This window comes from Streptomyces sp. NRRL S-646 (assembly GCF_000720765.1).
Lineage (GTDB): Bacteria > Actinomycetota > Actinomycetes > Streptomycetales > Streptomycetaceae > Streptomyces.
This window is the reverse complement of record NZ_JODC01000005.1, coordinates 690,574-715,474: the sequence shown is the minus strand read 5'-3', so window position 1 is coordinate 715,474 and position 24,901 is coordinate 690,574. Positions and strand designations below refer to the sequence as shown.

General features: G+C 70.1%; 29 protein-coding genes. 8 read left to right on the top strand and 21 right to left on the bottom strand.

What is annotated here, in order from left to right; all coding sequences use genetic code 11:
• Window positions 1-95 precede the first annotated feature (95 nt).
• Window positions 96-1,922: an endonuclease/exonuclease/phosphatase family protein gene (locus tag IH68_RS0113190; RefSeq protein WP_030933459.1), complete on the top strand. Its 1,827-nt coding sequence runs from the start codon at window positions 96-98 to the stop codon at window positions 1,920-1,922.
• Between the two features lie 14 nt (window positions 1,923-1,936).
• Here the strand turns inward: IH68_RS0113190 and IH68_RS0113185 are convergent, their stop codons facing one another.
• The 6 genes from IH68_RS0113185 to IH68_RS59120 all read right to left on the bottom strand — a co-directional run bounded on the left by IH68_RS0113185 (window position 1,937) and on the right by IH68_RS59120 (window position 5,202).
• A complete protein-coding gene (locus IH68_RS0113185; protein ID WP_030933457.1) occupies window positions 1,937-2,671 on the bottom strand; it encodes an SRPBCC family protein in 735 nt (244 codons plus the stop codon).
• Between the two features lie 14 nt (window positions 2,672-2,685).
• Complete coding sequence (locus IH68_RS0113180) at window positions 2,686-3,282, bottom strand: ArsR/SmtB family transcription factor (RefSeq protein WP_030933455.1); 597 nt, start codon at window positions 3,280-3,282, stop codon at window positions 2,686-2,688.
• An 83-nt stretch (window positions 3,283-3,365) separates the two neighbouring features.
• On the bottom strand, window positions 3,366-3,890 hold the full coding sequence (locus tag IH68_RS0113175) for a DUF3618 domain-containing protein (RefSeq protein WP_030933451.1): 525 nt from the start codon (window positions 3,888-3,890) through the stop codon (window positions 3,366-3,368).
• Window positions 3,887-4,306, bottom strand: coding sequence for a phage holin family protein (locus IH68_RS0113170; protein ID WP_030933448.1), 420 nt, complete (start codon window positions 4,304-4,306; stop codon window positions 3,887-3,889). The genes IH68_RS0113175 and IH68_RS0113170 overlap by 4 nt, the downstream gene beginning before the upstream one ends.
• A gap of 72 nt (window positions 4,307-4,378) precedes the next feature.
• Window positions 4,379-5,071, bottom strand: coding sequence for a hypothetical protein (locus IH68_RS0113165; protein ID WP_030933445.1), 693 nt, complete (start codon window positions 5,069-5,071; stop codon window positions 4,379-4,381).
• On the bottom strand, window positions 5,068-5,202 hold the full coding sequence (locus IH68_RS59120) for a hypothetical protein (protein ID WP_260326522.1): 135 nt from the start codon (window positions 5,200-5,202) through the stop codon (window positions 5,068-5,070). Before IH68_RS59120 ends, IH68_RS0113165 begins: the two co-directional genes overlap by 4 nt.
• 177 nt (window positions 5,203-5,379) lie before the next feature.
• Between IH68_RS59120 and dapA the strand changes: the two genes are divergently transcribed.
• Window positions 5,380-6,270 (top strand): 4-hydroxy-tetrahydrodipicolinate synthase, encoded by an 891-nt coding sequence (dapA, locus tag IH68_RS0113155; RefSeq protein ID WP_030933442.1) that lies wholly within the window; start codon window positions 5,380-5,382, stop codon window positions 6,268-6,270.
• On the opposite strand, the gene IH68_RS0113150 is transcribed toward dapA, so the two are convergent.
• Together IH68_RS0113150 and IH68_RS0113145 are read right to left on the bottom strand one after the other, a co-directional pair.
• Window positions 6,271-7,509 (bottom strand): hypothetical protein, encoded by a 1,239-nt coding sequence (locus tag IH68_RS0113150; RefSeq protein WP_030933439.1) that lies wholly within the window; start codon window positions 7,507-7,509, stop codon window positions 6,271-6,273.
• Window positions 7,506-8,066 carry a SigE family RNA polymerase sigma factor gene (locus tag IH68_RS0113145; protein WP_030933435.1) on the bottom strand — a complete coding sequence of 187 codons (561 nt, stop codon included), beginning with the start codon at window positions 8,064-8,066 and terminating at the stop codon, window positions 7,506-7,508. The genes IH68_RS0113150 and IH68_RS0113145 overlap by 4 nt, the downstream gene beginning before the upstream one ends.
• Before the next feature lie 142 nt (window positions 8,067-8,208).
• Between IH68_RS0113145 and IH68_RS0113140 the strand changes: the two genes are divergently transcribed.
• On the top strand, window positions 8,209-8,712 hold the full coding sequence (locus tag IH68_RS0113140) for a hypothetical protein (RefSeq protein ID WP_030933432.1): 504 nt from the start codon (window positions 8,209-8,211) through the stop codon (window positions 8,710-8,712).
• Between the two features lie 34 nt (window positions 8,713-8,746).
• Here the strand turns inward: IH68_RS0113140 and IH68_RS0113135 are convergent, their stop codons facing one another.
• The 3 genes from IH68_RS0113135 to IH68_RS0113125 form a co-directional block, all read right to left on the bottom strand.
• Window positions 8,747-9,175, bottom strand: a complete 429-nt coding sequence (locus IH68_RS0113135; protein ID WP_030933430.1) for a hypothetical protein — start codon at window positions 9,173-9,175, stop codon at window positions 8,747-8,749.
• 359 nt (window positions 9,176-9,534) lie between these two features.
• The gene (gene dapD, locus IH68_RS0113130) at window positions 9,535-10,524 is read right to left on the bottom strand and encodes a 2,3,4,5-tetrahydropyridine-2,6-dicarboxylate N-succinyltransferase (protein WP_030933428.1); all 990 of its coding nucleotides are present in this window, start codon (window positions 10,522-10,524) and stop codon (window positions 9,535-9,537) included.
• Window positions 10,525-10,948: 424 nt separating this feature from the next.
• Complete coding sequence (locus IH68_RS0113125) at window positions 10,949-12,169, bottom strand: MFS transporter (protein ID WP_420718986.1); 1,221 nt, start codon at window positions 12,167-12,169, stop codon at window positions 10,949-10,951.
• A gap of 155 nt (window positions 12,170-12,324) precedes the next feature.
• Here IH68_RS0113125 and IH68_RS0113120 point away from each other — a divergent pair, with 155 nt between their 5' ends.
• A complete protein-coding gene (locus IH68_RS0113120) occupies window positions 12,325-13,212 on the top strand; it encodes a winged helix-turn-helix transcriptional regulator (RefSeq protein ID WP_030933425.1) in 888 nt (295 codons plus the stop codon).
• 280 nt (window positions 13,213-13,492) lie between these two features.
• On the opposite strand, the gene IH68_RS0113115 is transcribed toward IH68_RS0113120, so the two are convergent.
• Together IH68_RS0113115 and IH68_RS0113110 are read right to left on the bottom strand one after the other, a co-directional pair.
• Entirely contained in the window at window positions 13,493-14,041 is a 549-nt protein-coding gene (locus tag IH68_RS0113115; protein ID WP_030933421.1) for a TetR/AcrR family transcriptional regulator, read from the bottom strand.
• Complete coding sequence (locus tag IH68_RS0113110) at window positions 14,041-14,361, bottom strand: DMT family transporter (RefSeq protein ID WP_030933418.1); 321 nt, start codon at window positions 14,359-14,361, stop codon at window positions 14,041-14,043. Before IH68_RS0113110 ends, IH68_RS0113115 begins: the two co-directional genes overlap by 1 nt.
• A gap of 224 nt (window positions 14,362-14,585) precedes the next feature.
• Between IH68_RS0113110 and IH68_RS0113105 the strand changes: the two genes are divergently transcribed.
• Window positions 14,586-15,413, top strand: a complete 828-nt coding sequence (locus IH68_RS0113105; RefSeq protein WP_030933414.1) for an AbfB domain-containing protein — start codon at window positions 14,586-14,588, stop codon at window positions 15,411-15,413.
• Between the two features lie 77 nt (window positions 15,414-15,490).
• On the opposite strand, the gene IH68_RS0113100 is transcribed toward IH68_RS0113105, so the two are convergent.
• From IH68_RS0113100 to IH68_RS0113065, 8 genes are read right to left on the bottom strand one after another with little or no spacing between them, the layout of a single operon-like run.
• Window positions 15,491-15,823 (bottom strand): metal-sulfur cluster assembly factor, encoded by a 333-nt coding sequence (locus IH68_RS0113100; RefSeq protein WP_028809645.1) that lies wholly within the window; start codon window positions 15,821-15,823, stop codon window positions 15,491-15,493.
• Entirely contained in the window at window positions 15,820-16,287 is a 468-nt protein-coding gene (sufU, locus tag IH68_RS0113095) for a Fe-S cluster assembly sulfur transfer protein SufU (protein WP_030933411.1), read from the bottom strand. The genes IH68_RS0113100 and sufU overlap by 4 nt, the downstream gene beginning before the upstream one ends.
• Window positions 16,288-16,305: 18 nt before the next feature.
• The gene (locus IH68_RS0113090) at window positions 16,306-17,562 is read right to left on the bottom strand and encodes a cysteine desulfurase (protein WP_030933408.1); all 1,257 of its coding nucleotides are present in this window, start codon (window positions 17,560-17,562) and stop codon (window positions 16,306-16,308) included.
• Window positions 17,559-18,323 carry a Fe-S cluster assembly ATPase SufC gene (gene sufC / locus IH68_RS0113085; RefSeq protein WP_030933405.1) on the bottom strand — a complete coding sequence of 255 codons (765 nt, stop codon included), beginning with the start codon at window positions 18,321-18,323 and terminating at the stop codon, window positions 17,559-17,561. The genes IH68_RS0113090 and sufC overlap by 4 nt, the downstream gene beginning before the upstream one ends.
• 7 nt (window positions 18,324-18,330) lie before the next feature.
• Entirely contained in the window at window positions 18,331-18,648 is a 318-nt protein-coding gene (locus IH68_RS0113080; RefSeq protein ID WP_030933402.1) for a bifunctional 3-phenylpropionate/cinnamic acid dioxygenase ferredoxin subunit, read from the bottom strand.
• Window positions 18,648-19,829, bottom strand: a complete 1,182-nt coding sequence (gene sufD / locus IH68_RS0113075; RefSeq protein ID WP_030933399.1) for a Fe-S cluster assembly protein SufD — start codon at window positions 19,827-19,829, stop codon at window positions 18,648-18,650. Before sufD ends, IH68_RS0113080 begins: the two co-directional genes overlap by 1 nt.
• A 59-nt stretch (window positions 19,830-19,888) precedes the next feature.
• Entirely contained in the window at window positions 19,889-21,310 is a 1,422-nt protein-coding gene (sufB, locus tag IH68_RS0113070) for a Fe-S cluster assembly protein SufB (RefSeq protein WP_030933396.1), read from the bottom strand.
• Entirely contained in the window at window positions 21,307-22,059 is a 753-nt protein-coding gene (locus tag IH68_RS0113065; protein ID WP_030933394.1) for a helix-turn-helix transcriptional regulator, read from the bottom strand. Before IH68_RS0113065 ends, sufB begins: the two co-directional genes overlap by 4 nt.
• A gap of 172 nt (window positions 22,060-22,231) precedes the next feature.
• Here IH68_RS0113065 and IH68_RS0113060 point away from each other — a divergent pair, with 172 nt between their 5' ends.
• The 3 genes from IH68_RS0113060 to IH68_RS0113050 all read left to right on the top strand — a co-directional run bounded on the left by IH68_RS0113060 (window position 22,232) and on the right by IH68_RS0113050 (window position 24,889).
• On the top strand, window positions 22,232-23,092 hold the full coding sequence (locus IH68_RS0113060) for an aminoglycoside N(3)-acetyltransferase (protein ID WP_030933392.1): 861 nt from the start codon (window positions 22,232-22,234) through the stop codon (window positions 23,090-23,092).
• A gap of 10 nt (window positions 23,093-23,102) precedes the next feature.
• Window positions 23,103-24,026 (top strand): ABC transporter ATP-binding protein, encoded by a 924-nt coding sequence (locus tag IH68_RS0113055; RefSeq protein ID WP_078912429.1) that lies wholly within the window; start codon window positions 23,103-23,105, stop codon window positions 24,024-24,026.
• Between the two features lie 107 nt (window positions 24,027-24,133).
• A complete protein-coding gene (locus tag IH68_RS0113050; protein WP_030933386.1) occupies window positions 24,134-24,889 on the top strand; it encodes an ABC transporter permease in 756 nt (251 codons plus the stop codon).
• Window positions 24,890-24,901 lie beyond the last annotated feature (12 nt).

Here is a 24,901-nt window from a genome sequence, read left to right as displayed (position 1 = left end):
TACGCGCGTCGCCACCGCCCCACAGGTCGCGGCCTCCGACCGTCCCACGCACCACTCTCGTCCCGGCGCCCACGCACGTCCCCGGAGGGATCCCGTTGCCGAGCAAGTCTTCCGCGCGTCTCGCCGCGCTCACTGTCGCCGCCGTCTGTTCCGCGGCGTCCGCCGTCGCCCTGACCTCGCCGGCGCACGCCGACTCCGTGCGCATCCATGACATCCAGGGCAGTACGCGCATTTCTCCGTACGCCGGCCAGAAGGTCACGGACGTGGCCGGAATTGTCACCGCCGTGCGCACCTACGGCTCCTCCAGAGGTTTCTGGATCCAGGACCCGACCCCGGACGACAACCCGGCCACCAGTGAGGGCATATTCGTCTTCACCAGCTCCACCCCGAAGGCCGCCGTCGGTGACTCCGTCACGGTCACCGGCACGGTCTCCGAGTACGTCCCGGGCGGCGCCTCGTCCGGCAACCAGTCGGTCACCGAGATCACCAAGCCGACGATCACCACCGTCTCGACCGGCAACGCGGTGCCGGCCCCGACGGTGATCGACGCGAAGTCGGTGCCCGCGCGCTACACGCCGGCGGGCGACACCGCCGCGAGCGGCTCGATCAACGGCCTGACGCTGCAGCCGTCGACGTACGCCCTGGACTACTACGAGTCCCTGGAGGGCATGAACGTCCAGGTCGCCGACGCCCGTGTGGTGACGGCCACCGACCCGTACTCCGAGCTGTGGGTCACGGTGAAGCCGCACGAGCACCGGACCCCCAGCGGCGGCACGCTGTACGGCTCCTACGAGTCGCAGAACACCGGCCGACTGCAGATCCAGTCGCTGGGTGCGACGGCCGACTTCCCGAAGGCGAACGTCGGCGACACGCTGACCGGCACCACGGCCGGACCGCTGGACTTCAACCAGTTCGGCGGCTACACCCTGGTCGCGAGCCGGCTGGGCACGCTGAAGAGCGGCGGTCTGCAGCGCGAGACGACGCAGAAGCAGTCGCACGGCGAGCTGGCGGTCGCGACGTACAACGTCGAGAACCTCGACCCGTCCGACAAGACCTTCGACGCGCACGCCGCCGCGATCGTGAACAACCTGCAGTCGCCCGACATCGTGTCCCTGGAGGAGATCCAGGACAACAACGGTGCGACGGACGACGGCACGGTCGCCGCCGACGCGACGGTGAACAAGCTGATCGACGCGATCGTCGCGGCGGGCGGCCCGAAGTACGACTGGCGCTCGATCAACCCGGTCAACGACCAGGACGGCGGCGAGCCCGGCGGCAACATCCGCCAGGTGTTCCTGTTCAACCCGGACCGCGTCTCCTTCGTGGACCGTGCGGGCGGCGACTCCACCACCGCGGTGGGCGTCACCAAGGTGCACGGCAAGGCGCAGCTGACGGCCTCCCCCGGCCGTATCGACCCGGCGAACGAGGCCTGGAAGTCCAGCCGCAAGCCGCTGGCCGGCGAGTTCGTCTTCCGTGGCCGCACGGTCTTCGTGATCGCCAACCACCTGAACTCCAAGGGCGGCGACCAGGGGCTGACCTCGCAGTACCAGCCCCCGACGCGCAGCTCGGAGACCCAGCGCCACGCCCAGGCGACGCTGGTCAACGCGTTCGTCAAGAGCATCCTGGACGTCCAGAAGAACGCGGACGTCATCGCGCTCGGCGACATGAACGACTTCGAGTTCTCCGACACCGCCAAGATCCTGGAGGGTGACGGCGAGCTCTGGTCGGCGATCAAGTCGCTGCCGAAGAGCGAGCGTTACACCTACGACTACCAGGGCAACCAGCAGGTCCTGGACCAGATCCTGATCAGCCCGTCGATCCGGCGGTCCTGCAAATTCGAGTACGACAGCGTGCACGTCAACTCGGAGTTCAACGACCAGATCAGCGACCACGACCCGCAGGTGCTCCGCTTCCGCCCGTAACGGGCCATCCCTGCTCAGGACTGGCTGAACACGCCGTTCAGCCAGTCCTGCCAGGCGGCTTCGCACTCCTTGATGTCGGCGCCCGGGGTGAAGTCGTGCAGGGAGATGCCGACCGGGTGGCCCCAGTGGTTGCGCCCGAAGATGCGGGTGAGGCCGCGGTCCGTGCGCAGCCCGATGAAGCACGGGTTGCGGAAGTCGACCACGGCGTCGAACTCGTCGGGCCCCCGGACCGTCACCCGGGTGCCGGCGGCCACGTCCTCGCCGACACCGAGCGCCTGCCCGACGACAGTGAGGGCGTCGGCGGCCTTCGAGGCCTCGGGCCCGTCGAAGGTGGCGAAGGCGGCCGGCCGGGGCGCGAAGTGGACCAGGTACTCGCGCAGGGTGTGCAGATAGAAGTCGGTGTGCTTGGCGGCGCCGTCGTACTGGTTGTCCCAGTCGTCGACGAAGATGCCACTGTGCACGTACCGCACCCAGGCCCGGCGGCCCTCGTCACGCGGTTCCACGGTGTAGTCGAGCTGGTTGAGGGTCTGCTCGGAGATGCCCTCGACGTCCTGGACGCGGTTGGTGTAGCGGTGCGGCGGGTCCCAGGCGGTGACCTTGGACCCGAAGGGTCCCTTGCCGCCGACCCTGGGCTCCGGCGGCTCCATCGGCCACAGGTACCCACCGGTCCCGGTGGTGATCGCCTCCCACACCTCCTCCGGAGTGGCGTCGACCTCGAACTCGCGGGCGATCTCGAATTCCTTGGACATGGTGGGGCTCCTGCCTAGTCCTGCTCGGTTGCCTTCAGGGTGGGATGGACGGCCACGACGATCCGGTGATCGCGCCCGCCTTCGGCGTCGGGAGCGTCGTACTTGCGGATCAGTGCGGTGACGCCGGCCGTCAACTCCTGGACGAACGCGGCCCGTTCGGCGGCGGAGGCGAAGCGCACCTCGCCGTCCAGCGCATACGTGGCCAGCCGTTTGCGGGCCTTCGCGGCACCGGTGATCAGCGAGCCGACGTCCCGCACGAGGCGGGCGCCGAGCGCGAGCAGCCAGCGCGCGGACAGCTGATCCCGGAAACGGTCCGGGTCCGGCTGTACGGCGGCGAGCGCGAGCGGTGAGATGACGTACGACGCCGCGGTCGCCTGCATCAGCCGCTCGGTGACATTGCCCTTGCGGCGCTCACCGGCCAGCTCGACCAGGCCGTGCCGCTCCAGCGCCTTGAGGTGGTAGTTCACCTTCTGCCGCGGCAGGCCGACCTGGCCGGCCAGCATCGCCGCCGACGCGGGTCCGGCCGCCAGTTCGGCGAGCAGTCTGGCCCTGATGGGGTCCAGTGAGACGGCGGCGGCCTCGGGGTCCTCGATCACGGTGACGTCCAGCATGCGTCCACCGTCCCACCGAAAACTTTTTTTGTCCAGAAGACTCAAATTTTCGGTGGGACGGGGCCAGTGGCAGGACGGTCCTGTTACCGCTTGGGGTACCTCCAGCCCACCACCACGACAAAGGCCAGCGCCGCTCCGATGACCAGCGCGGGCCGCGGATGCCGTACTGCCGCCCTGACGACGGGGCCGGCGGGCCAGGGGACGTCGTGTTCCGCCCTGTGCTGCAGCGTGTGTCCCGTCCGGGTGGCCCTGTCCTGGGCGGCATGGCCCGCCGTCAGAGCCCGGTCGTGCACCTGGTGACTGGCCCTCGTTGCCCTGTCCTGCACCTGGTGGCCCGCCTGCGCGGCCCTGTCGTGCACCTTGTGCCCCGTCTGCGTGGCCCGGTCCTGGACCGCATGGCCGGCGTGCGCGGCCGTGCTGCGCAGTTGCACGGTCATGGCGCCCGCCTTGTCCCTCAGGTCGGCCGCCCGGGCCCGCGCGCGTCCCTTCACATCCATTTTCTCCGCCAACTCCTCCACTGTCGCGCCGAGTTGACTGCGCGTCTGCTCGATCTGCCGCCTCAGCTCATCGGGCCCCTTGGCGCCGGTCGGCCCTGCCCTGTCCGTCATCGGTGCACCCTTTCCCTGATCTCCTCGACATCGGCCCGGACGCTGACGAGCGTCTCCTCGGGCGTCGGCGGCGCCGCGCGGCGCAGCTGGGCGCGGCCGGTCACGGCCAGCACGCCCGCGATCACGAACAGCACAGCGGTCACGATCAGCGCCGCCGCCCAGACCGGCAGCGTCAGCGAGAGAGCGGCGACAGCCGTGCCGGCGAGGGCGAGCAGCCCGGCGTAGCCGAACGCGCCCGCGGCGCCGAGCAGTCCGCCGCCGCGCCCGGCGCGCCGGCCCTTGGCGGACAGCTCCTCCTTGGCGAGGGCCACTTCCTGTCGTACGAGCAGGGAAAGCTGTTCGGTGGCCTGTCCGACGAGCTCGCCCACCGAGCGGTGTCCGTCGCGCACCGGCTGGGGGTGCATGGTCCCGGTCACGGGGTCGCCTCCTCTCGCGTTCCTCTCGGCTTCCTCCGTTCGGAACACTCCGGGTACCCCTGCCGACCTCCGCTACCCCTGCCGGCCACCGCCCGGCCCGCGCTCGCCGAGCCGGCCGAGCTGGGTCTGGAACCAGTCGAGGCGGGCCTGCAACAGGGCTGCCTCGGCGACGAGTTCGGGCACCCCGAGCCCTTCGGGCCCCGCGAGGTCCGCCGCCGGCAGCGCGGCGCCGCTGCCCGCCACGACCCGCAGTCCTTCCCCGGCCAGCCGCGCGAAGGAGGCGAGCGAGACGGACGTACGGCCGCGGACGCAGCCCGCGCAGGAGGGGGCCAGCGCGCGCCAGCCGGGCCGGCCCCAGCCCGCGTCGGCCAGGGCGGCGGCGACCGTGCCGCACACGCAGGGGCCGACCGTGGCGGTCCGCACCCGCTGGCGGGCGTAGCGGAAGCCGCGCTCGAAGCGGATGTAGCGGCCGAGGACCAGGACCTCCAACAGGACGGCGGCCCGGTGCTCGGCGGTGCACAGCAGCGCCTCGGCCGCCGTGCGGTCGTGCACGCAGTGGAAGCCGCAGTCGCAGCGGCGGTGCGGTGCCCGGTGGCTCAGACCGTAGACACAGGACGCGTCGGCCAGGACTCCGTACGGCAGCGCGCCGCCCAGCGACACACCGGTGAACCCGGCCCGGGTGCCGTCCTGGGACAGCACCGGGTGGGCGATCTTGTATCCGGTCGGCGGCTCCGTCGGGCGTTCCTCCGGAAGCCGCAGTCTCATCGGGCCGCCGGAACCTCTTCGCGCGCGGACGCCTCGACGTCCTTGGTCTCCTCGGGCAGTTCGAGCTCTTCCTCATGGGTCTGCGGCTGTTCCTCCGCGACGCCGGTGGCCAGTGCCTTGCCGAGCTTCATGACGCCTCCATGGGCCGATGCCGATGACCGTCACGACCATGCTGACCCATGGCGGGCGAAATGGACATAGGGCCTGGACGGACGGGTCGCCCGGCCGCCCGCACCACAGCAAGGCTTATCAATATCTCGTAGAAGAATTAAGTGGAGCTTCACTGTCGGTCTGCCGAGACTGAGAGCATGACGACTACCGCCCCCTTCGGCCGTGCCCTCTGCGCGATGATCACCCCCTTCACCGAGGAGGGCGCACTTGATCTCGACGGGGCGCAGCACCTCGCCGACCACCTGGTCTCCCGGGGCTGCGACGGTCTGGTGCTCTCCGGTACGACGGGCGAGTCGCCGACCACCACGGACGCCGAGAAGACGGCGCTGGTCGAGGCGGTGCGGGAGGCGGTGGGCGGCCGGGCGTCGGTCGTGGCGGGCGTCGGCACCTTCGACACCCGGCACAGCGTGAAGCTCGCCCGGGAGGCCGAAAAGGCGGGCGCGGACGGTGTGCTGGTGGTCAGCCCGTACTACAGCAGGCCTCCGCAGGACGCGCTGGAGGAGCACTTCCGGACGGTCGCGGACGCGTCCGGGCTGCCGGTCGTGCTGTACGACATCCCGGGCCGCACCGGCACCCGTATCGAGTCCGACACGATGATGCGGCTCGCCGAGCACCCCCGGATCGTCGCGGTCAAGGACTGCTCCTACGACTTCCTCGCCGCCCAAAAGGTCCTGGATCGCACGGAGTTGGCGTACTACGCAGGCTGCGACGAGCACAATCTCGCGCTGTACGCGGTGGGCGGGGCGGGCTACATCAGCACCGTCGCGAACGTCGTACCGTCCGAACTCCGTGCCGTGCTGGACGCGTTCGAGGCGGGCGACACCCCCGTGTCCGCCCGCCTCCAGCAACGCGCCACACCACTCATCGAGTTGATGATGTCGGCCGGTCTGCCCGGCACCGTCACCACGAAGGCGCTCCTCAACGAGCTCGGCCTGCCCGCGGGAACGGTCCGCGCCCCGCTGCGGCCCGCCGGCCGCGAGACGGTCGACGGGCTGCTGGCGGTGTACGAGGAGTGCGTGTCCGGCTGATCAACGGCGCACGAACAGGGGCTGCCACTCCTGCCCGTCGAAGCTCTCGTTCGGATCCTGGGCACCACTCAGCGGTACGACCTTGTCGCTGCCGATGGTGACCAGCACGAGCTGCGGCCGGTAGTCCTCGCTCAGGCTCGTGACCCGCTCCCAGGCGATGAGCCGCTTGTCGTCCACCCAGGCGAGCAGATGGCCGCCGCGGACCTTGGTGATCTCCTTGCCCGTACGGGGATCACGGATCGAGGAGTACGACCTTCCGGGGTTGCCGGAGACCTCCTTCGTCAGGCCGAGGGCGGCCAGCCTGCCGTTCGGGGACAGTCGCGCGGGGACGTCCGCGCGCAGGTACTTCTCGTCGGCAGGCGCGGCGACCTTGCTGCCCTTGAGGTCGAAGAACTGCTCCAGACCGTCCTTGCCGCCGACGTACTGCGAGTACACCAGGTTGCCGGCCCGGCTGAAGGAGAAGTCCTGGCGGGAGTTGAGATCGCGGTCGGGCGCGATCGCGCTCCAGGAGCCCTGCCCGGAGGCCACGTCGAGGGCGTAGAACCCGGACCGGCTCGAATCGCCGAACTGGGCCATCCACTCCCATTTCTCCGTCTTGTCGAGCTGGGTCACCTTCTCCTTGACCCGCAGATCGGGGTTCTCTTCGTACGTCGTCGCGACGAGCCTGGTGCCGTCGCCGGAGAACGCGAGCCCGCCGACCCTGTGCGGGACCTTGATCCACCGCTCGACCTTCCCCGTCGCGAGGTCGAGGAGGCCGATTCGGTGGGCGGGCAGGCTCCGCTCCAGCACGGCGGCCGTCTTCATTCCCGGGGCGATGGCGACGAAGGACCAGCGCGCGTCCTTCCGGTACGTCCCGGTCTTCTGGTCGAGCAGCCAGTAGGTGCGCTCCGAGACGGCCCGCTTCGCGCTCAGCCGGTGGGGCTTCGAGGTGTAGTAGGCGGCCAGCACCGTGTCCCCGGCGCCGATCAGGTCGCTCGGCGGCGACTGGTCCGGGTGGGCGTGGACGCCGTCCTGGTTCAGGACGTTCGCGGGACGTACCTCGTCCTTGCCGTGATCCAGCAGTGGCACCCCCACCGAGACGGCGACCACGGCCGCGGTGGCCGCGGCGACGGAGGCCAGCCTGCGGGTACGGCGGCGCCGGCGCACGGCCAGCACCCGGTCGGCGAACCCGGGCCCCGCCGCGGGCTCCTCGGCGGCCAGCTCCCGCAAAGAGTCGCGCACCAGTTCCTCGACGTTCACGGGCGTACCTCCACGGGCGAGTAGTCAGGGGACGGCTGCGGCCGCCCGGTGTCGGCGGGGCCGACGGCGGTCAGTTCGGGCGCGAGGGCGCGCAGCCGGGCGAGCGAGCGGTGGGTGGTGGACCGTACGGTGCCCACGGAGCAGCCGAGGATCCGGGCCACGTCGGCCTCGGGCAGGTCCTCGAAGTAGCGCAGCACCAGCACTGTGCGCTGGCGGGCGGTGAGCCGGGCCAGTGCGCCGCGCATCAGGAGCCGCAGTTCGGCGTCGGACGAGGCGTCCCCTCCTGCGCCGGCCTCCGGCGGCTCGGCGACGCTCAGTTCGCGTCCGGGCCACTTCAGCCGCCAGCGGCTGACCTGCTGGCGGTAGAGGATCTGCCGTACGTACGCCTCGGGTTCGTCGATGCGTTGCCAGCGGCCGGCGGCCTTGATCAGCGCGTTCTGCAGCAGGTCCTCGGCGGTGTGCCGGTCGCCGCCGCTCAGCAGCACCGCCGTCTTGAGCAGCGCGGACGACCGGTGCTCCACGAACTCCCGGAAGCTGTCCTGCGCTTCGGCATCCATCGTCACCTTCGCTTTCCCCCGGGCCGGACCCGGTGTCCGCCCCTCTGACCCTTGTGACGCGTGCGGCCGCCCGCCGCTATGCGTGCCCCGCGAGAGAATTTTCCGGCAGCAGGGTCCGCCCCCGCTGCCGTACGTTGTCCTCGTGAGCCGCCCCCTGCTCTTCCTCGACGTCGACGGCCCGCTCAACCCATGGGCCGCACAGCCGGAACGCCGCCCCGAGGGCTATACGACGATCAGGGTGGCCCTGCACCCCGGCCGGCCCCTGCGGGTCTGGCTGAGCCCGTCCCACGGCCCGGCACTCCTCTCCCTCGACTACGACCTGTGCTGGGCGACGACCTGGATGGACGCCGCCAACCGCTGGATCGCCCCGGTCATCGGCCTGCCCGAGCTGCCGTACGTCGACTTCGGCGCGGGTCTTTTCGCGCTCCGGCCCGACGGGGTGCACTGGAAGACGGAGGCGATCGTGGCGTACGCCGACGGCCGCCCCTTCGCCTGGGTCGACGACGAGCAGAGCCCGGCGGACGAGGAGTACGTGACCGGGCACCACGCGGGCCCCGCGCTTCTGCACCATGTCAGCCCGCGGCTGGGCCTGCGCGAGGAGGACTTCGCCGCGCTGGCGGAGTTCGCGGCGGCCATGAGGGCATGAAGCCGGGACGGGCGGCCTCATTCCGGCGGCACCGTCAGAAGGTGCCGGGGATGTTGAGAGTGATGCCGTTGGTGGTGTCGGTGACCGAGACGTTGGTGAACTCGACGGTCATCGGCGGGCTGCACGACGGCGAGAAGGTGGCCGTCACCGACAGGCTGAAGTCGGCCTTGCCGTTCTGCACCGGGAAGGTTCCCTCGGAGCTGACAGACTCCTTGTTGACGGCGTGCGGGTGGTGACCACCGCCGTTGATGCACAGGGCGGTGGCGCTCAGGACGTCGTGGACCTGTGCCTCATCACCAAGCCCGGCCTCCTTGCCGCTGACGGTCAGGGTGTCACCGGACCGGCTCGCGGAGGTGGCCGAGCTGATGAAGTGCGGGCTGCCCGCATAAGCGGGACCCGCAAGCAGCGACACGGCGGTCATCGCCGTCGCCGCGGGAAGCAGGAACAGTGCGCTTCGTCGCATGCTTCGTCGCATGGGGAATCGCCTCATTCGCAGCGCGAGTCGAAGTATGGATGTACCCGAAGGCGTCGCCGGATGTCCGGCCAGATGAACCCCGCCCTTGGCTGCTTCACGCGCTGCGGCGGACCGCGCTGTCGGGGCACCAAGAGACGGCGAGACGTGAGAAGCCTCGCCGTCCCCCTGCGGGTGCCCGTGCCCGGCCCCGCGACGCCGTTCCCGATCAAGTCCGCCACCTCCCCTGGCAGCGCCTCGGGGTGACGGAGGCGTCCCGGGAATGGCCCAGGAAGTGCCGTAAGGGGGGCATAGCTGACGCTACGCCCCCCTATGGGGTCTGCAAGCCGAGCGGCGATGGCCGCCGGTGATCAGTTGTGGCTGTGCAGGATCTCGTTCAGACCGCCCCAGACCGCGTTGTTCGGGCGGGCCTCGACCGTGCCGGTGACCGAGTTGCGGCGGAAGAGGATGTTGGAGGCGCCGGAGAGTTCACGGGCCTTGACGATCTGCCCGTCGGGCATCGTCACGCGGGTGCCCGCGGTGACGTACAGCCCGGCCTCGACGACGCACTCGTCGCCGAGCGCGATGCCGACGCCCGCCTCGGCGCCGATCAGGCAGCGCTCGCCGATGGTGATGCGGACGTTGCCGCCGCCGGACAGCGTGCCCATGGTGGAGGCGCCGCCGCCGATGTCGGAGCCGTCGCCGATCACGACACCCGCGGAGATACGGCCCTCGACCATCGACGTGCCGAGCGTGCCGGCGTTGAAGTTGACGAAGCCCTCGTGCATGACGGTGGTGCCCGCGGCGAGGTGCGCACCGAGCCGCACCCGGTCGGCGTCGGCGATACGGACGCCCTTGGGGGCGACGTAGTCCGTCATGCGCGGGAACTTGTCGACGGAGGTCACCTGGAGGTGCAGGCCCTCGGCGCGGGCGTTGAGCCGCACCTTCTCGATCTCGTCGACGGCGACCGGGCCGAGCGAGGTCCAGGCGACGTTGGGCAGCAGGCCGAAGATGCCGTCCAGGCTCTGGCCGTGCGGCTGGACCAGGCGGTGCGAGAGCAGGTGCAGTCGCAGGTAGGCGTCGTGCGTGTCGATCGGCTTCTCATCGAGCGAGGAGATGACCGTGCGCACCGCGACGACCTCGACACCCCGGCGGGCGTCCGTCCCGATCGCCTTCGCCGCACCGTCCCCGAGCAGCTCCACGGCCTTCTCCGCGGACAGCCGCTCGGTCCCGGCCGGACCGGCCTCCTCGCTCAGCGCGGGCGCGGGGAACCAGGTGTCGAGAACAGTGCCGTCGGCGGCAATCGTGGCGAGCCCGGCGGCCACGGCGCCGGTGGTACGAGGAGCAGTCGTGTCGGTCATGAGGGCAACCTAACCGCCCAGACCCCACCCAGGCCAACCGATGGGGCCCCCGTCTCAGGTAACGAGCGGGCGCCCCTTCCAGTCGCTCTCGGACAGCGGGCAGGTGCCCCATCCAACCGGTCCCTTAGGGCGAGAAGGCGCGCCCAACCCAGCCGGTCCCCCACAGCGAGAACGCACACCCAACCCAGCCGGTCCCCCACAGCGAGAAGGCGCGTCCTGCCCAGCCGGTCTCCTACAGCGAGAAGGCGCGTCCTGCCCAGCCGGTCTCGGACATCCGGCGAGCGCCCCCCTTCCAGCCGGTCGCGGGTAACGGGCGGAGCCCCTCCCCACCCATCTCTGTTATCGGACGGGCGCACTCCCAGCCTGTCCCAGCCAACGGACGAACGCCCCACCCAGCCCGTCCGGCGTTTGAGGACGAGGCCGTTCAGGCCGAAGGGGGGTCTGGGGGCGCAGCCCCCAGCGGGGCCGAAGGGGCAGCGCCCCTGGGACGGGACGGGTAGGGGCGGCGGGGGCGAGAAACCTCTGCGGCGGCGGAGACAGGGCCACCGGCCCGGCCCCCGGCCAGCAGCACCGCGCCCCCCGCCACCGCCCCCACCCCCGCACACACCGGCCACAACACCCCCGGCGCCGCCTCATACAGCACCCCACCCAACGGCGCAGCCAACACCACCCCACTGATCGACACCCCGGCATACAGCGACTGAAACCGCCCCAGCACATGCCCCGGTGCCTGATCAGCGACATAAGCCGTAGCGGTCGTCTTGTACAGCACCTCCCCCAACGTCAGCAGCCCCATCATCACCACCGCCGCCCCCACCCCGGCCCCCACCAGCAACACCCCATACCCCGCACCGACCAACAGCAGCCCACTCCCCACGATCCGCAACGGCGACCGCCGCCGCAGTGCCACCGCCACCGGCAGTTCCAGACACAGCAACACCCCACCGTTGACCGCGAGCAGCGCCCCGTACACCCGCGCATCCATCCCGTGGTCGGCGAGAAAGACGGGAAACGTGGAGTACTGCTGCCGGTACACGACGTCGACGACCAGGATCGCCGGCAGCAGCACCAGCACAGCGGGCCGAGCCCGAAGCGCCGCCCACACCCCGCCCGGCTCCGAATGCCCCGCCCGCCCCCGCCCGGCGGCCCCCCGCGCCGGCACCACCCGCGCCGTCCAGCACGCCAGTCCCAGGCTCCCGAGCCCCTCCGCGACGTACAGCCAGTCGTACGAGAAGCGCGTGGCGACCAGCGCCCCGAGCACCGGCCCCAGCGTGAACCCCCCGTTCGCCGCGGCCCGCACCACGGCGAACGCCTGCCGCCGCGCCCCCTCCGGCACGATGACCGCGACGAGCGCGGAGTTGGCCGCGCGCTGCACACCGGACGCGTACTGGGACACCGGCAGCGCGGCGAACAGCAGCGACGTCGGCAGCAGCGGTACGGCGGCCAGGACCAGCCCGGACACCGCGGCGCCCGCGAGCAGCACCCGCCGGTGCCCGAATCGGTCTCCGTACCAGCCGCCGGTGAAGTTCCCCGCGACCAGGCCGGCCCCCGCGACGCCGCTGAGCAGGCCCGCCTGGCCCGTGCTGAGCCCCCGCGGCCCGGTCAGATAGAGGAACGTATAGGCGAAGCTCACGCTCACGACCATGTTCACGAACGTCCCGCAGGCCAGCAGCCAGACCGTCCGCGGCACCTCTCGCAGACCTCGCACTCGTCCCCCCAGTGAGTTCCTTTTAGGAACTTACTATGAGGGCATGACAATCTCAGGTCAACCACGACCTGTGCACGAAGGGACGGGAAGCCATGGCCCGCAGGACGAGCCTGGAGGACGCCACCTGCGCCATCGCACAGGCTCTGGACGTGGTCGGCGACTGGTGGACGCTGCTGATCGTCCGGGACGCGGCACGCGGGGTGCACCGCTTCGACGCGCTGCAGGCCGAACTCGGCGTGTCCAGAAAGGTGTTGACCGAGCGGCTGCGCCTTCTCGTCGAGGCGGACGTGCTCACCCGGGTGCCGTACCAGGAGCGCCCGGTCCGCCACGAGTACCGCCTCACCCCGCGCGGCCGTGCCCTGCTTCCCGTCCTGATCGCCCTCCAGGACTGGGGCGATGCCTGGGTCCTGGGCGACGGGAGTACGACGGCCACGACGGCGGAGGCGTCCGCGGAAGCCCAGCGGGTGCACGAACTGGTCGGCGACCGGATCCCCGAGCTCCTGCTTCCGGGCCACACGGGCGGATTGCTGGACCCGGTCGCCGTCGACAGCCCGTACACCGTCCTGTACTGCTTCCCCGGCGCCTATGCCCGCGCCGACTCCTATCCGCCGGGCTGGACGGACATCCCCGGCACGCCCGGCTGCACCCTGGAGTCCTGCACCTACCGCGACCGGCTGGCCGAGTTCACCGCCGCGGGCGCCGCCGTGCACGGCGTCTCCACCCAGCGCCCGGACGAGCAGCGGGCGTTCGCGGAGAAGGAGGGGCTGCACTTCCCGCTGCTGTCGGACGCCGGCCTGTCGCTCATCGCCGCGCTGCGGCTGCCGACGTTCCGCGCGGCGGGGGCCAGCCGGCTGAAGCGGCTCACGCTGGTCGTGGACCGGGAGCGGGTCGTGCGGGAGGTGCAGTATCCGGTGACGGACATCGCCGGGAGCGTGGCGGCCGCCCTGGCCACGGTCCGGCGTCTCACCTCGGAGGAATGACTCGGGCGGCCCGCGCCCCCCTCGTGACGCGGAGCGAGTCGCCGCCGAGGACCTTGTCGCCCTCGACCGGACGCATGGGGGATCGCCTTGAACCGCGACCGGCCCGGCGAGGGCACGACGGGCGGGAGCGCCCGGCAGCGGTCTCGACCGGATGGTCGGTGCGTTTCCCGCCCGGTGGGAGCTCGAAGGCACGGTGGAGCGAGGCCGGTTCCTGGGGTGCCGGAGAGTTCACGGTGCCAGGAAGGCATGCGCACGGCAGACGAGCACGGGCGGCGCCGGCTCATGAACGGGGCGGGGGAATCATCCGCGCCAGCACCTCGCGCGCGTACTTCTCGTCGTAGGGCGCCCCCGTCAGCAGCACCTGCAGACAGATGCCGTCCATCAGCGCGACCAGCGCCCGGGCCGTCACCGGATCGGTGTGCCGGGCGATCTGTTCGGCCACGCCCTCGGCCCATTCGGCGGCCACCGGGCGAAGGGCGGGGCGGCGCAGGGCCGCGAGATAGAGCTCGTACTCCAGCTCGACGCCGGTGCGGTCGCCCGCGAGCCACTCGCCCAGACAACCCGCGAGTTCGGCGGCCAGGTCGGGCTGCGGATCCTCCAGACCGCCCCGCGAGGCGACCACTTCGGCGAAGCCCTCGCTCGCCTGCCGTAGCGCGGCGACCATCAGTTCGTCGAGGGTCTTGAAGTGATACGTCGTCGAGCCGAGCGGCACGTCGGCCTCGGCGGCGGCGGAGCGGTGGCTCAGCCCGGTCAGACCCTTCTCGCCCACCACCCGGATCGCCGCGTCGATGATCCGCTGCCGCCGGTCGGGGTCGTAGCGGCGGGGCATCAGTGCGCGCCTCCCAGGTTGAGCACCACGACCCCGACGATGATCAGCCCGATTCCCACGGCCTTCGGGACGGTCATCCCCTCGCCGAGGAAGAGGATGCCGATGGCCACGATGGCCGCGGTGCCCAGGCCCGCCCAGATCGCGTAGGCCGTGCCGACGGAGATGGTCTTCAGCGTCTGGGCGAGCAGCCAGAACGAGACGCCGTATCCGGCGAGCGTCAGCACGGACGGCCACAGCCTGGTGAAGCCGTGGCTGAACTTCATGGCGGTGGTACCGCCCACCTCGGCGGCGATGGCCGCGAGGAGCATCAGGAATGCCATGTGTACGAGCGTACACAGTGATGCGTACGGTCGTACACAACGGCGCACCGGCGCCGGAGGATCCGTAGCCCCTCATTCCGCATGGGGAGGTTCAACTTTCATAGAAATCGCTCGCTGAAACGACTCCCCGCGATCTCTCCGCTCCACTAAAGTTTCACCGCTCACTCACCCCACCCTCACCTCATCCCCGGCCGCCGCCTCGGGCGCCGCTGGAGGAACAGCGCATGCCAGAAACCACCCCCGAGCCGCCCCGGAACAAGCCCTGGGAGAACGGCTGGGTCCCCGACACCTCCCGAGCGCCGGGAACCCGAAGACTCTGGCTGGCCGGCGCGCTGGCCCTGTCGACGATCGTCGCGTGCGCGACGGCGATAGCCGTGATGGACAGGGATTCTGACCGCCCGTCACAGGCCTCCGGGCTGTCGTCGTCCGTCGCCGAAACGCCCCCCGGCCTGATCTCCTTCGCCACCCCCTCCACGGACGGCGTCACGACGCCCGCCGGGAAGAGCGGCCTGTCGTCCGCGCAGACCAGTACGTCCCCCTCGCCCAGCCCGCACGACTCGGGGGCCGGCGGCAGCAAGCCGTCGAAGTCGCCCAGGCCTCATGCGAGTTCGCCGAGCCACTCGAAACCGTCGGCCACCTACAGGTCCGTGCAGTCGGTGAACTACCCCGACCGCTACTGGCACGTGAGCGGCGACTACGTGAAGCTCGACCCGCCGGCCGGCTCGGAGTCCCGCCAGGACTCCACCTTCAAGGTGACCAAGGGCTTGGCGGACAGCGCTTGTTATTCGTTCGTCACGCACGACGGCAAGTACCTGCGCCACCGCAACTTCCTGCTCCGCGACGAACCGAACGACGGCTCCTACCCCTTCAAGCAGGACGCCACGTTCTGCCCCCGCGCCTCCGCCTACCCGGGAGCGGTCATGCTGGAGTCGGTGAACTTCCCGGGCCGTTTCCTGCGGCATCAGAACTTCCAGCTGAAGCTGGATTCCTACCAGTACAACGACCTCTACCGGGCGGATTCGGCGTTCCGGTTCGTGGCCGGACTGGCCTGAAGACCGGACTGGCCTGAAAACACGACAACGGCGACGCCCTCAGGACGTCGCCGTTGCCTTCAACCGGTGGGTGGACCTCAGACGTTGAACCCGAGCGCCCGCAGCTGCTCCCGCCCGTCGTCCGTGATCTTGTCGGGGCCCCACGGCGGCATCCACACCCAGTTGATGCGCAGCTCGCTGACGAGGCCGTCCGTGGCGGACTTGGCCTGGTCCTCGATGACGTCCGTCAGCGGGCAGGCCGCCGACGTCAGGGTCATGTCGAGCGTCGCGATGTTCGCGTCGTCGATGTGGATGCCATAGATCAGGCCGAGGTTGACGACGTCGATGCCCAGCTCGGGGTCGACGACGTCGTACAGCGCCTCACGGACCTCTTCCTCCGAGGCCGGCTTCATCTCAACGGTCTCGCTCATGCCGTCTTCCTTTCGGCGTCGGCTCCGCCCAGGGCCTGGGCCGTCGCGTCCTTCCACGCCATCCAGCTGAGGAGGGCGCACTTGACCCGGGCCGGGTACTTGGAGACACCGGCGAACGCGACCGCGTCCTCCAGCACCTCCTCCATCGCGTCGTCCGGTTCGATCCGGCCCTTGGACTGCATCAGCTCCAGGAAGGTCTCCTGGATCTTCTGTGCGTCCGCCAGGTCCTTGCCGACCAGCAGTTCGTTCAGGACGGAGGCCGAGGCCTGGCTGATCGAGCAGCCCTGGCCCTCGTACGAGACGTCCTCGATCTTCGTGCCGTCGTACTTCACGCGCAGGGTGATCTCGTCGCCGCACGTCGGGTTCACGTGGTGCACCTCGGCGTCGCCATCCCGAAGACCACGCCCGTGCGGGTTCTTGTAGTGGTCCAGGATGACTTCCTGGTACATCGAGTCCAGCTTCACGGTCTCAGCTCACGCCCTTCAGCCGAAGAAGTTCCGTACGTGCTCCAGCCCCTCGACCAGAGCATCGATCTCGGCCGGCGTGGAGTACAGATAGAACGACGCTCGCGTGGTCGCAGGAATTCCGTAGCGGAGGCAGACGGGCCGCGCGCAGTGGTGGCCGACGCGGACCGCGATGCCCTGCTCGTCGAGGACCTGGCCCACGTCGTGCGGGTGGATGTCGCCGAGCGTGAAGGAGATCGCCGCGCCGCGGTCCTCGGCCGTGGTCGGGCCGATGATCCGCAGGTCCGGGACCTCGCCCAGCTTCTTCACCGCGTACTCGGTCAGCGCGTGCTCATGGGCCAGGATCTTGTCCATGCCGATCGACTGGAGGTAGTCGATCGCCGCACCGAGGCCGACCGCCTGGGCGATCGGAGGCGTACCCGCCTCGAACTTGTGGGGCGCCGGGGCGTACGTCGAGGAGTGCATCGACACCGTCTCGATCATCTCGCCGCCGCCCAGGAACGGAGGCAGGTCCTCCAGGAGCTCCTGGCGGCCCCAGAGCACACCGATGCCGGTCGGACCGCACATCTTGTGGCCGGTGAAGGCCACGAAGTCGGCCTGCAGCGACTGCACGTCCAGCGGCATGTGCGGGGCGGCCTGCGAGGCGTCGATGCAGACCAGCGCACCGACCTCCTGGGCACGGCGGACTATCGCCTCGACCGGGTTGACCGTGCCGAGGATGTTCGACACCAGCACGAAGGAGACGATCTTCGTCTTCTCCGTGATGATCTCGTCGATGTTCGACAGGTCGAGACGGCCGTCGTCGGTCAGGCCGAACCACTTCAGCTTCGCGCCCGTGCGCTGCGAGAGCAGCTGCCACGGGACGATGTTGGAGTGGTGCTCCATCTCCGTGATGACGATCTCGGTCTCGTGGTCCACGCGGTAGGGCTCGTCGGCCCAGCCCAGCATGTTCGCCACGAGGTTGAGCGACTCGGAGGCGTTCTTGGTGAAGATCACCTCGTCGCGGCTGGGCGCGTTGATGAACGACGCGACCTTGTCCCGCGCACCCTCGTACAGCGCCGTGGCCTCCTCGGCGAGCACATGCACACCGCGGTGGACGTTGGCGTTGTAGCGCTCGTAGTACTCGTTCAGGGCGTCCAGCACCTGGCGCGGCTTCTGCGAGGTCGCCGCGTTGTCCAGGTACACGAGCTTCTGCCCGTCGTGGACCTGGCGGTCCAGGATGGGGAAGTCCTTGCGGATCGCCTCAGTGTCGAGGAGGCCCGGCAGCAGTGTCACGCGGATGCGCCACCCTTCGTGTATGCCTCGTAGCCCTCGTCCTCCAGCTTGTCGGCGAGCTCGGCGCCGCCGGACTCGACGATGCGACCGCCGGAGAAGACGTGGACGTGGTCGGGCTTGATGTAGCGCAGGATGCGCGTGTAGTGCGTGATCAGCAGGGTGCCGACCTCGCCGGTCTCGCGGACGCGGTTGACGCCCTCGGAGACGACCCGGAGCGCGTCGACGTCGAGGCCCGAGTCGGTCTCGTCGAGGATCGCGATCTTCGGCTTGAGCAGTTCCAGCTGGAGGATCTCGTGGCGCTTCTTCTCACCGCCGGAGAAGCCCTCGTTGACGTTGCGCTCGGCGAAGGACGGGTCCATGGAGAGGCGCTCCATGGTCTCCTTGACCTCCTTCACCCAGGTACGCAGCTTGGGGGCCTCGCCGCGGATGGCCGTGGCGGACGTACGGAGGAAGTTCGACACGGAGACGCCGGGAACCTCGACCGGGTACTGCATCGCGAGGAACAGGCCCGCACGCGCGCGCTCGTCGACGGACATCTCCAGGACGTCCTCGCCGTCGAGGGTGACGGTGCCGCCGGTGATCGTGTACTTGGGGTGGCCCGCGAGGGAGTAGGCGAGGGTCGACTTGCCGGAGCCGTTGGGGCCCATGATGGCGTGCGTCTCGCCCTGCTTCACGGTCAGGTCGACGCCCTTGAGGATCTCCTTCGTGGCGTTGTCGGCCTCGACGGTGACGTGCAGGTCGCGGATTTCAAGCGTTGCCATGGGTGCCTCAGGACTCCTGGTTGAGGGAGACGAGAACGTCGTCCCCTTCGATCTTTACGGGGTATACGGGGACGGGGCGCGTCGCGGGGAGGCCGGACGGCTTGCCGGTGCGCAGGTCGAAGCTGGAGCCGTGCAGCCAGCACTCGATCTGGCAGTCCTCCACCTCGCCCTCGGAGAGCGAGACGTTCGCGTGCGAGCAGATGTCGTGGATCGCGAACACTTCGCCCTCGGTCTGCACGACCGAGATGGGCGTGCCGTCGAGTTCCACCCGCTTCGGGGTGTCCTCCTCCAGCTCGCTCAGCCCGCAGGCGCGTACGAAGGTCATCAGACCGTGGCCTCCAGCTCCTCGTCGATCTTCTCGAGCAGCCGCGCCTGGATGTCGTCGACGCCGATCTGCTGGACCAGCTCGGCGAAGAAGCCGCGGACCACCAGGCGGCGGGCCTCGTCGGCCGGGATGCCGCGGGCCATGAGGTAGAAGAGCTGCTCGTCGTCGAAGCGGCCGGTCGCGGAGGCGTGGCCGGCGCCGACGATCTCGCCGGTCTCGATCTCGAGGTTCGGCACGGAGTCGACCCGGGCGCCGTCCGTCAGGACGAGGTTCCGGTTCATCTCGTACGTGTCCGTGCCCTCGGCCTTGGCCTCGATGAGGACGTCGCCGATCCACACCGCGTGGGCGGCCTCGCCCTGCAGCGCGCCCTTGTAGACGACGTTGGACTTGCAGTGCGGGACGTTGTGGTCGACCAGGAGGCGGTGCTCCTGGTGCTGGCCGGCGTCCGTGAAGTACAGCCCGAACAGCTCGGCCTCGCCGCCGGTGCCGGCGTAGGAGACGCGCGGGTGCAGCCGTACGACGTCGCCGCCGAAGGTCACCACGACCGACTTGAAGCTGGCGTCGCGCCCGATGAGGGCGTTGTGCTGGGCCACGTGCACGGCCTTGTCGTCCCAGTCCTGGACGGAGACGACGGTGAGCTTGGCGCCGTCGCCCAGGATGTAGTCGACGTTGGCGGCGAGCACGGCGTCACCGGTGTGGTCGATGACGACGACGGCCTCGGCGAAGGCTCCGAGCTCCACGACCTGGTGGCCGTAGGCGACCCCGCCCTCGCCGTGCACGGCGATGCGGATCGGCTCGGTGAGCACCGTCTCCTTGGGGACGGTGACCACGCCGGCCTTCTCGAACGCCGAGTACGCCTGGGCGGCGATGCGGTCCACGGGGGTGCCCGCCTTGCCGAGGCGTGCGTCGTCACGGTCGACGAGCTCGACGGTGACGCCCTCAGGGGCCTCGACGGCGACCTTCACGCCCTCGCCGGTCGCGACGGCGGTGCCGTCGTGCAGCCCGCGCAGGCGCTCCAGCGGGGTGAACCGCCACTCCTCCTCGCGGCCGTGCGGGACCGGGAAGTCCGCGACGTCGAAGGACGGGGGCGCGCTCATGCGCGTGGCGACGGTCGACTCGGCGGCCACCGCGATCTGGCCCGCGGTGGTGGACCCCACGGGGATGTTCTGAGCCTCAGCCATGGCTGTCGGTCTGCTCTCTTCCTACGTCAGAAATTGCTGGCTGCTGTCGGGCGCGGGTCTTAACCGACCGCGCCTTCCATCTGCAGCTCGATCAGCCGGTTGAGCTCGAGGGCGTACTCCATGGGCAGCTCCTTCGCGATGGGCTCGACGAAGCCGCGCACGATCATGGCCATCGCCTCGAACTCGCTGAGGCCGCGGCTCATCAGGTAGAAGAGCTGGTCCTCGGAGACCTTGGAGACGGTCGCCTCGTGGCCCATGGACACGTCGTCCTCGCGGACGTCCACGTAGGGGTACGTGTCGGAGCGGGAGATGGTGTCGACGAGCAGCGCGTCGCACAGCACGTTCGACTTGGAACCGGCGGCGCCCTCACCGATCTCGACGAGACCGCGGTAGGACGTACGGCCGCCACCACGCGCCACCGACTTGGAGACGATGTTGGAGGAGGTGTTCGGCGCCATGTGGACCATCTTGGAGCCGGCGTCCTGGTGCTGGCCCTCGCCCGCGAAGGCGATGGACAGGGTCTCGCCCTTGGCGTGCTCGCCCATCAGGTAGACGGCCGGGTACTTCATCGTGACCTTGGAGCCGATGTTGCCGTCGATCCACTCCATGGTCGCGCCCTCGTACGCCACGGCGCGCTTGGTGACCAGGTTGTAGACGTTGTTCGACCAGTTCTGGATGGTCGTGTAACGGCAGCGGGCGCCCTTCTTGACGATGATCTCGACGACCGCGGAGTGCAGGGAGTCCGACTTGTAGATCGGGGCCGTACAACCCTCGACGTAGTGGACGTAGGCGTCCTCGTCGACGATGATCAGCGTCCGCTCGAACTGGCCCATGTTCTCCGTGTTGATGCGGAAGTAGGCCTGGAGCGGGATCTCCACGTGCACGCCCTTCGGCACGTAGATGAAGGAGCCGCCGGACCACACGGCGGTGTTCAGCGACGCGAACTTGTTGTCGCCGACCGGGATGACCGTGCCGAAGTACTCCTTGAAGAGCTCGGGGTGCTCCTTCAGGGCGGTGTCGGTGTCCAGGAAGATGACGCCCTGCTCCTCCAGGTCCTCGCGGATCTGGTGGTAGACGACCTCGGACTCGTACTGGGCCGCGACACCGGCGACGAGGCGCTGCTTCTCCGCCTCGGGGATGCCGAGCTTGTCGTACGTGTTCTTGATGTCCTCGGGCAGGTCCTCCCAGGACTCCGCCTGCTTCTCCGTGGAGCGCACGAAGTACTTGATGTTGTCGAAGTCGATGCCGGAGAGGTCGGAGCCCCAGTTCGGCATGGGCTTCTTCTCGAACAGGCGCAGGCCCTTGAGACGGAGCTTGGTCATCCACTCCGGCTCGTTCTTCTTGGCGGAGATGTCCCGGACGACGTCCTCGCTGAGACCGCGCTTGGCAGAGGCACCGGCCTCGTCGGAGTCGGCCCAGCCGTATTCGTAGTTGCCCAGACCCTCGAGCTCAGGGTGGGCAGTCTCCGTGGGGAGAGTCATGCGGGGTTCCTCCCGGCCGTGCTTGCGGTTGCGTTGTCAGTGGTCTTGGAAATCTTTGGGATGAACGTCGTGCAGACGCCGTCGCCGTGCGCGATGGTCGCCAGCCGCTGGACGTGAGTGCCGAGCAGCTGGGAGAAGATCTCGGTCTCCGCCTCGCACAGCTGCGGGAACTTCTCCGCGACATGGGCCACCGGGCAGTGGTGCTGGCAGAGCTGCTCACCTTTTTGCGGGAGGGGGGCGCTGCGCGCCGTAGCAGCGTACCCGTCCGCGCTCAGGGCCTTGGCCAGGGCTTCGGTGCGCTGCTCGGGGGCGGCGGCCTCTATCGCCGCGCGGTAGGCGGCGGCCTGCTCCGCGATCCTTGCGCGCGCGAAGGCCACCACTGCCTCGTCCCCGCCGAAGCGCTCCTGGATCCAGCGCAGGGCGTCCGCGGCGAGCTTGTCGTAGGACTGGTCGAAGGCATCGCGGCCGCAGTCGGTGAGCGCGAAGACCTTGGCGGGACGGCCGCGCGTGCGCGCGCCGTACACCCGCTGCTCCCGCGCCTCAACGACGTCGTCCGCGACCAGCGCGTCCAGATGCCGTCGCACGGCCGCGGGGGTGAGCCCCAGTCGCCCGGCCAGCTCGGTGACGGTCGACGGGCCGTGGTCCAGGATCGACCGCGCGACCCGGTTGCGCGTGGAGCGCTCACCGGTCGCGTGCTCGTCCTGCTGGGTCCCCATGGGGGTCTCCAGAGCCTCGCCGACGTTTTTCACAACGCCATTGTTGCGTAATTCCTCAGGGCCGGGCAACCCGCGTCCCGACTGCTGGACGGTGCCCTGCGTCACTTAGGCACACCTAACCTGACCTGCGGAAACGATCTTTGATCGATCAGAACCGGGCCAATTCAGTGGCGCGCGGAGCCCCCTTCCGGGACACTCCCCAACCATGCCGACACCCCCTCCGACCGGCCCTCTTGTCACCCGCGACACACTCGCCGCACAGCTGGGAGCACTGGGCGTCGAGCCCGGCGAGATCCTCCTCGTGCACTCCTCGCTCCGCTCGCTGGGCTGGGTCTGCGGAGGGGCCGTCGCAGTCGTCCAAGGGCTGCTCGACGCGCTCGGTCCGGAGGGCACATTGGTCGTCCCGACCCAGAGCGGCGACCTCTCGGACCCGGCGCTGTGGGCGAACCCGCCGGTCCCCGAGGAGTGGTGGAAGCGGATACGGGCCACCATGCCCGCCTACGACCCACTGATCACACCCTCGCGCGGGGTCGGCGTGATCCCGGAGACCGTGCGCACCTGGCCGGGCGCCCGGCGCAGCGGGCACCCGCAGACGTCCTTCGCCGCACTCGGCCCGCGTGCGGCGGAGATCGTCGACGGCCATGCTCCCGACTGCCGGCTCGGCGAGCACAGCCCGCTGGCGCGACTGGAGGGGCTGGGCGCCCGGGTGCTGCTGCTCGGCGCCGGGTACGGCTCGTGCACCAGCTTCCACCTCGCCGAGTACCGGATACCGTCGCCGCTCGTCGCGGTGGGGCGCCCCGCGCCCGGTGGCGGCTGGGAGACGGTGACGGAGGTGTCGATCACCTCCGACCGGTTCGACGAGCTGGGACACGACTTCGAGCGGGACCGTGCCGTCGTACGCGGGAAGGTGGGCGCCGCGGACGTCCGGCTGTTCCCCGTGGCGGATGCGGTGGCCTACGCGGAGCGGTGGCTGGCGCTGCACCGGTCCCGTGAGGACGAGATCCCCGCACTCCCCGGGAGTGGAGATCCTGCACCCGCCCGTCCGGGCCGTGGAACCCGTACCTAGACTCTGGCCCATGCGAAGTGAGCCCGTGGTCCAGGTTCAGGCCCTGGTGAAGCGGTACGGCACCAAAACCGCTGTGGACGGCCTCGACCTGGTGGCCCAGGCGGGCGTGACCGCCGTACTCGGCCCGAACGGCGCGGGCAAGACCACGACCGTCGAGACCTGCGAGGGATACCGCAGACCGGACTCCGGCACCGTGCGCGTCCTGGGGCTCGACCCGGTACGGCAGGCGCGTCAACTGCATCCGCGCATCGGCGTGATGCTGCAGTCCGGCGGCGTCTACTCGGGCGCGCGGGCGGACGAGATGCTGCGGCACGTGGCGAAGCTGCACGCCGACCCGCTGGACGTGGACGCCCTGATGGAGCGGCTCGGTCTCGGCTCCTGCGGCCGTACGACGTACCGCCGTCTCTCCGGCGGCCAGCAGCAGCGGCTCGCGCTCGCGATGGCCGTCGTCGGCCGCCCGGAACTGGTGTTCCTGGACGAACCGACCGCCGGCCTCGACCCGCAGGCCCGGCACGCCACCTGGGACCTGGTCCGCGACCTGCGCGCCGACGGCGTCTCGGTCATCCTCACCACGCACTACATGGACGAGGCCGAGCAGCTCGCCGACGACGTCGCGATCATCGACGCCGGCCGGGTCATCGCCCAGGGCTCCCCGGAGGAGCTGTGCCGCGGTGGCGCCGAGAACACGCTCCGCTTCACCGGCCGCCCCGGCCTCGACGTGGGTTCCCTGCTGAAGGCGCTCCCCGCGGACTGCTCGGCGGCGGAGCTGACCCCGGGCTCGTACCGCGTCGTCGGCAAGGTCGACCCGCAGCTGCTGGCGACGGTGGCGTCCTGGTGCGCGCAGCACGGGGTGATGCCGGACAAGATCTCGGTCGAACGGCACACCCTCGAAGACGTGTTTCTGGAGCTCACCGGCAAGGAGCTGCGCTCATGAATCCGGCCCACACAGAGATCGGCCGGGGGTCCGGGGGTTGGTCCCCCGGAAAGACACAGTCTGGAGCTCACCGGCAAGGAGCTGCGCTCGTGACCACGGCCACCGGTATGTACACGCCGAAGCCCGGCGCGGCCCCACTCCCGCGCATGATCGCGGCCCAGGCCGCGCTCGAGACGAAGATGCTGCTGCGCAACGGCGAACAGCTCCTCCTGACGGTCGTGATCCCGACCCTCCTGCTGGTCCTGTTCAGCTCCGTGGACATCGTCGACACGGGTGCGGGCAAGGCCGTCGACTTCCTTACCCCCGGCATCCTGGCGCTCGCCGTGATGTCGACGGCGTTCACAGGCCAGGCGATCGCCACGGGCTTCGAGCGCCGCTACGGCGTCCTGAAGCGCCTGGCCTCCTCGCCGCTCCCCCGCTGGGGCCTGATGACGGCGAAAACGGCGTCGGTGCTGGTCACGGAGATCCTTCAGGTGATCCTCCTGACGGTGATCGCCTTCGCGCTGGGCTGGTCCCCGCACGGCAACCCGGCAGCCGTCCTGCTCCTGCTCATCCTGGGCACGGCGGCCTTCTCGGGCCTCGGGCTCCTCATGGCGGGCACGCTGAAGGCGGAGGCCACCCTGGCCGCCGCCAACCTGGTCTTCCTGCTGCTGCTCGTGGGCGGCGGCGTGATCGTGCCGATGGACAAGTTCCCGCAGGGGGCGCAGGACGTGCTGGGGCTGCTGCCCATCTCGGCCCTGTCGGACGGGCTGCGGGACGTACTGCAGCACGGAGCCGGGATGCCCTGGGGGAACCTGGGGATTCTGGGGGTGTGGGCGGTCGTCGGGCTGGCGGTGGCCGGGAAGTTCTTCCGCTGGGAGTAGCCGGGCGCAGCA

Excerpts from the sequence above, each read along its gene's own strand:
- IH68_RS0113185 (WP_030933457.1), bottom strand. The coding sequence starts at position 2,671 with ATGTCCAAGGAATTCGAGATCGCCCGCGAGTTCGAGGTCGACGCCACT.
- IH68_RS0113180 (WP_030933455.1), bottom strand. The coding sequence starts at position 3,282 with ATGCTGGACGTCACCGTGATCGAGGACCCCGAGGCCGCCGCCGTCTCA.
- IH68_RS0113175 (WP_030933451.1), bottom strand. The coding sequence starts at position 3,890 with ATGACGGACAGGGCAGGGCCGACCGGCGCCAAGGGGCCCGATGAGCTG.
- IH68_RS0113165 (WP_030933445.1), bottom strand. The coding sequence starts at position 5,071 with ATGAGACTGCGGCTTCCGGAGGAACGCCCGACGGAGCCGCCGACCGGA.
- IH68_RS59120 (WP_260326522.1), bottom strand. The coding sequence starts at position 5,202 with ATGAAGCTCGGCAAGGCACTGGCCACCGGCGTCGCGGAGGAACAGCCG.
- dapA (WP_030933442.1), top strand. The coding sequence starts at position 5,380 with ATGACGACTACCGCCCCCTTCGGCCGTGCCCTCTGCGCGATGATCACC.
- IH68_RS0113145 (WP_030933435.1), bottom strand. The coding sequence starts at position 8,066 with ATGGATGCCGAAGCGCAGGACAGCTTCCGGGAGTTCGTGGAGCACCGG.
- IH68_RS0113135 (WP_030933430.1), bottom strand. The coding sequence starts at position 9,175 with ATGCGACGAAGCGCACTGTTCCTGCTTCCCGCGGCGACGGCGATGACC.
- dapD (WP_030933428.1), bottom strand. The coding sequence starts at position 10,524 with ATGACCGACACGACTGCTCCTCGTACCACCGGCGCCGTGGCCGCCGGG.
- IH68_RS0113125 (WP_420718986.1), bottom strand. The coding sequence starts at position 12,169 with ATGGTCGTGAGCGTGAGCTTCGCCTATACGTTCCTCTATCTGACCGGG.
- IH68_RS0113120 (WP_030933425.1), top strand. The coding sequence starts at position 12,325 with ATGGCCCGCAGGACGAGCCTGGAGGACGCCACCTGCGCCATCGCACAG.
- IH68_RS0113115 (WP_030933421.1), bottom strand. The coding sequence starts at position 14,041 with ATGCCCCGCCGCTACGACCCCGACCGGCGGCAGCGGATCATCGACGCG.
- IH68_RS0113110 (WP_030933418.1), bottom strand. The coding sequence starts at position 14,361 with ATGGCATTCCTGATGCTCCTCGCGGCCATCGCCGCCGAGGTGGGCGGT.
- IH68_RS0113105 (WP_030933414.1), top strand. The coding sequence starts at position 14,586 with ATGCCAGAAACCACCCCCGAGCCGCCCCGGAACAAGCCCTGGGAGAAC.
- IH68_RS0113100 (WP_028809645.1), bottom strand. The coding sequence starts at position 15,823 with ATGAGCGAGACCGTTGAGATGAAGCCGGCCTCGGAGGAAGAGGTCCGT.
- sufC (WP_030933405.1), bottom strand. The coding sequence starts at position 18,323 with ATGGCAACGCTTGAAATCCGCGACCTGCACGTCACCGTCGAGGCCGAC.
- IH68_RS0113080 (WP_030933402.1), bottom strand. The coding sequence starts at position 18,648 with ATGACCTTCGTACGCGCCTGCGGGCTGAGCGAGCTGGAGGAGGACACC.
- sufD (WP_030933399.1), bottom strand. The coding sequence starts at position 19,829 with ATGGCTGAGGCTCAGAACATCCCCGTGGGGTCCACCACCGCGGGCCAG.
- sufB (WP_030933396.1), bottom strand. The coding sequence starts at position 21,310 with ATGACTCTCCCCACGGAGACTGCCCACCCTGAGCTCGAGGGTCTGGGC.
- IH68_RS0113060 (WP_030933392.1), top strand. The coding sequence starts at position 22,232 with ATGCCGACACCCCCTCCGACCGGCCCTCTTGTCACCCGCGACACACTC.
- IH68_RS0113055 (WP_078912429.1), top strand. The coding sequence starts at position 23,103 with ATGCGAAGTGAGCCCGTGGTCCAGGTTCAGGCCCTGGTGAAGCGGTAC.
- IH68_RS0113050 (WP_030933386.1), top strand. The coding sequence starts at position 24,134 with ATGTACACGCCGAAGCCCGGCGCGGCCCCACTCCCGCGCATGATCGCG.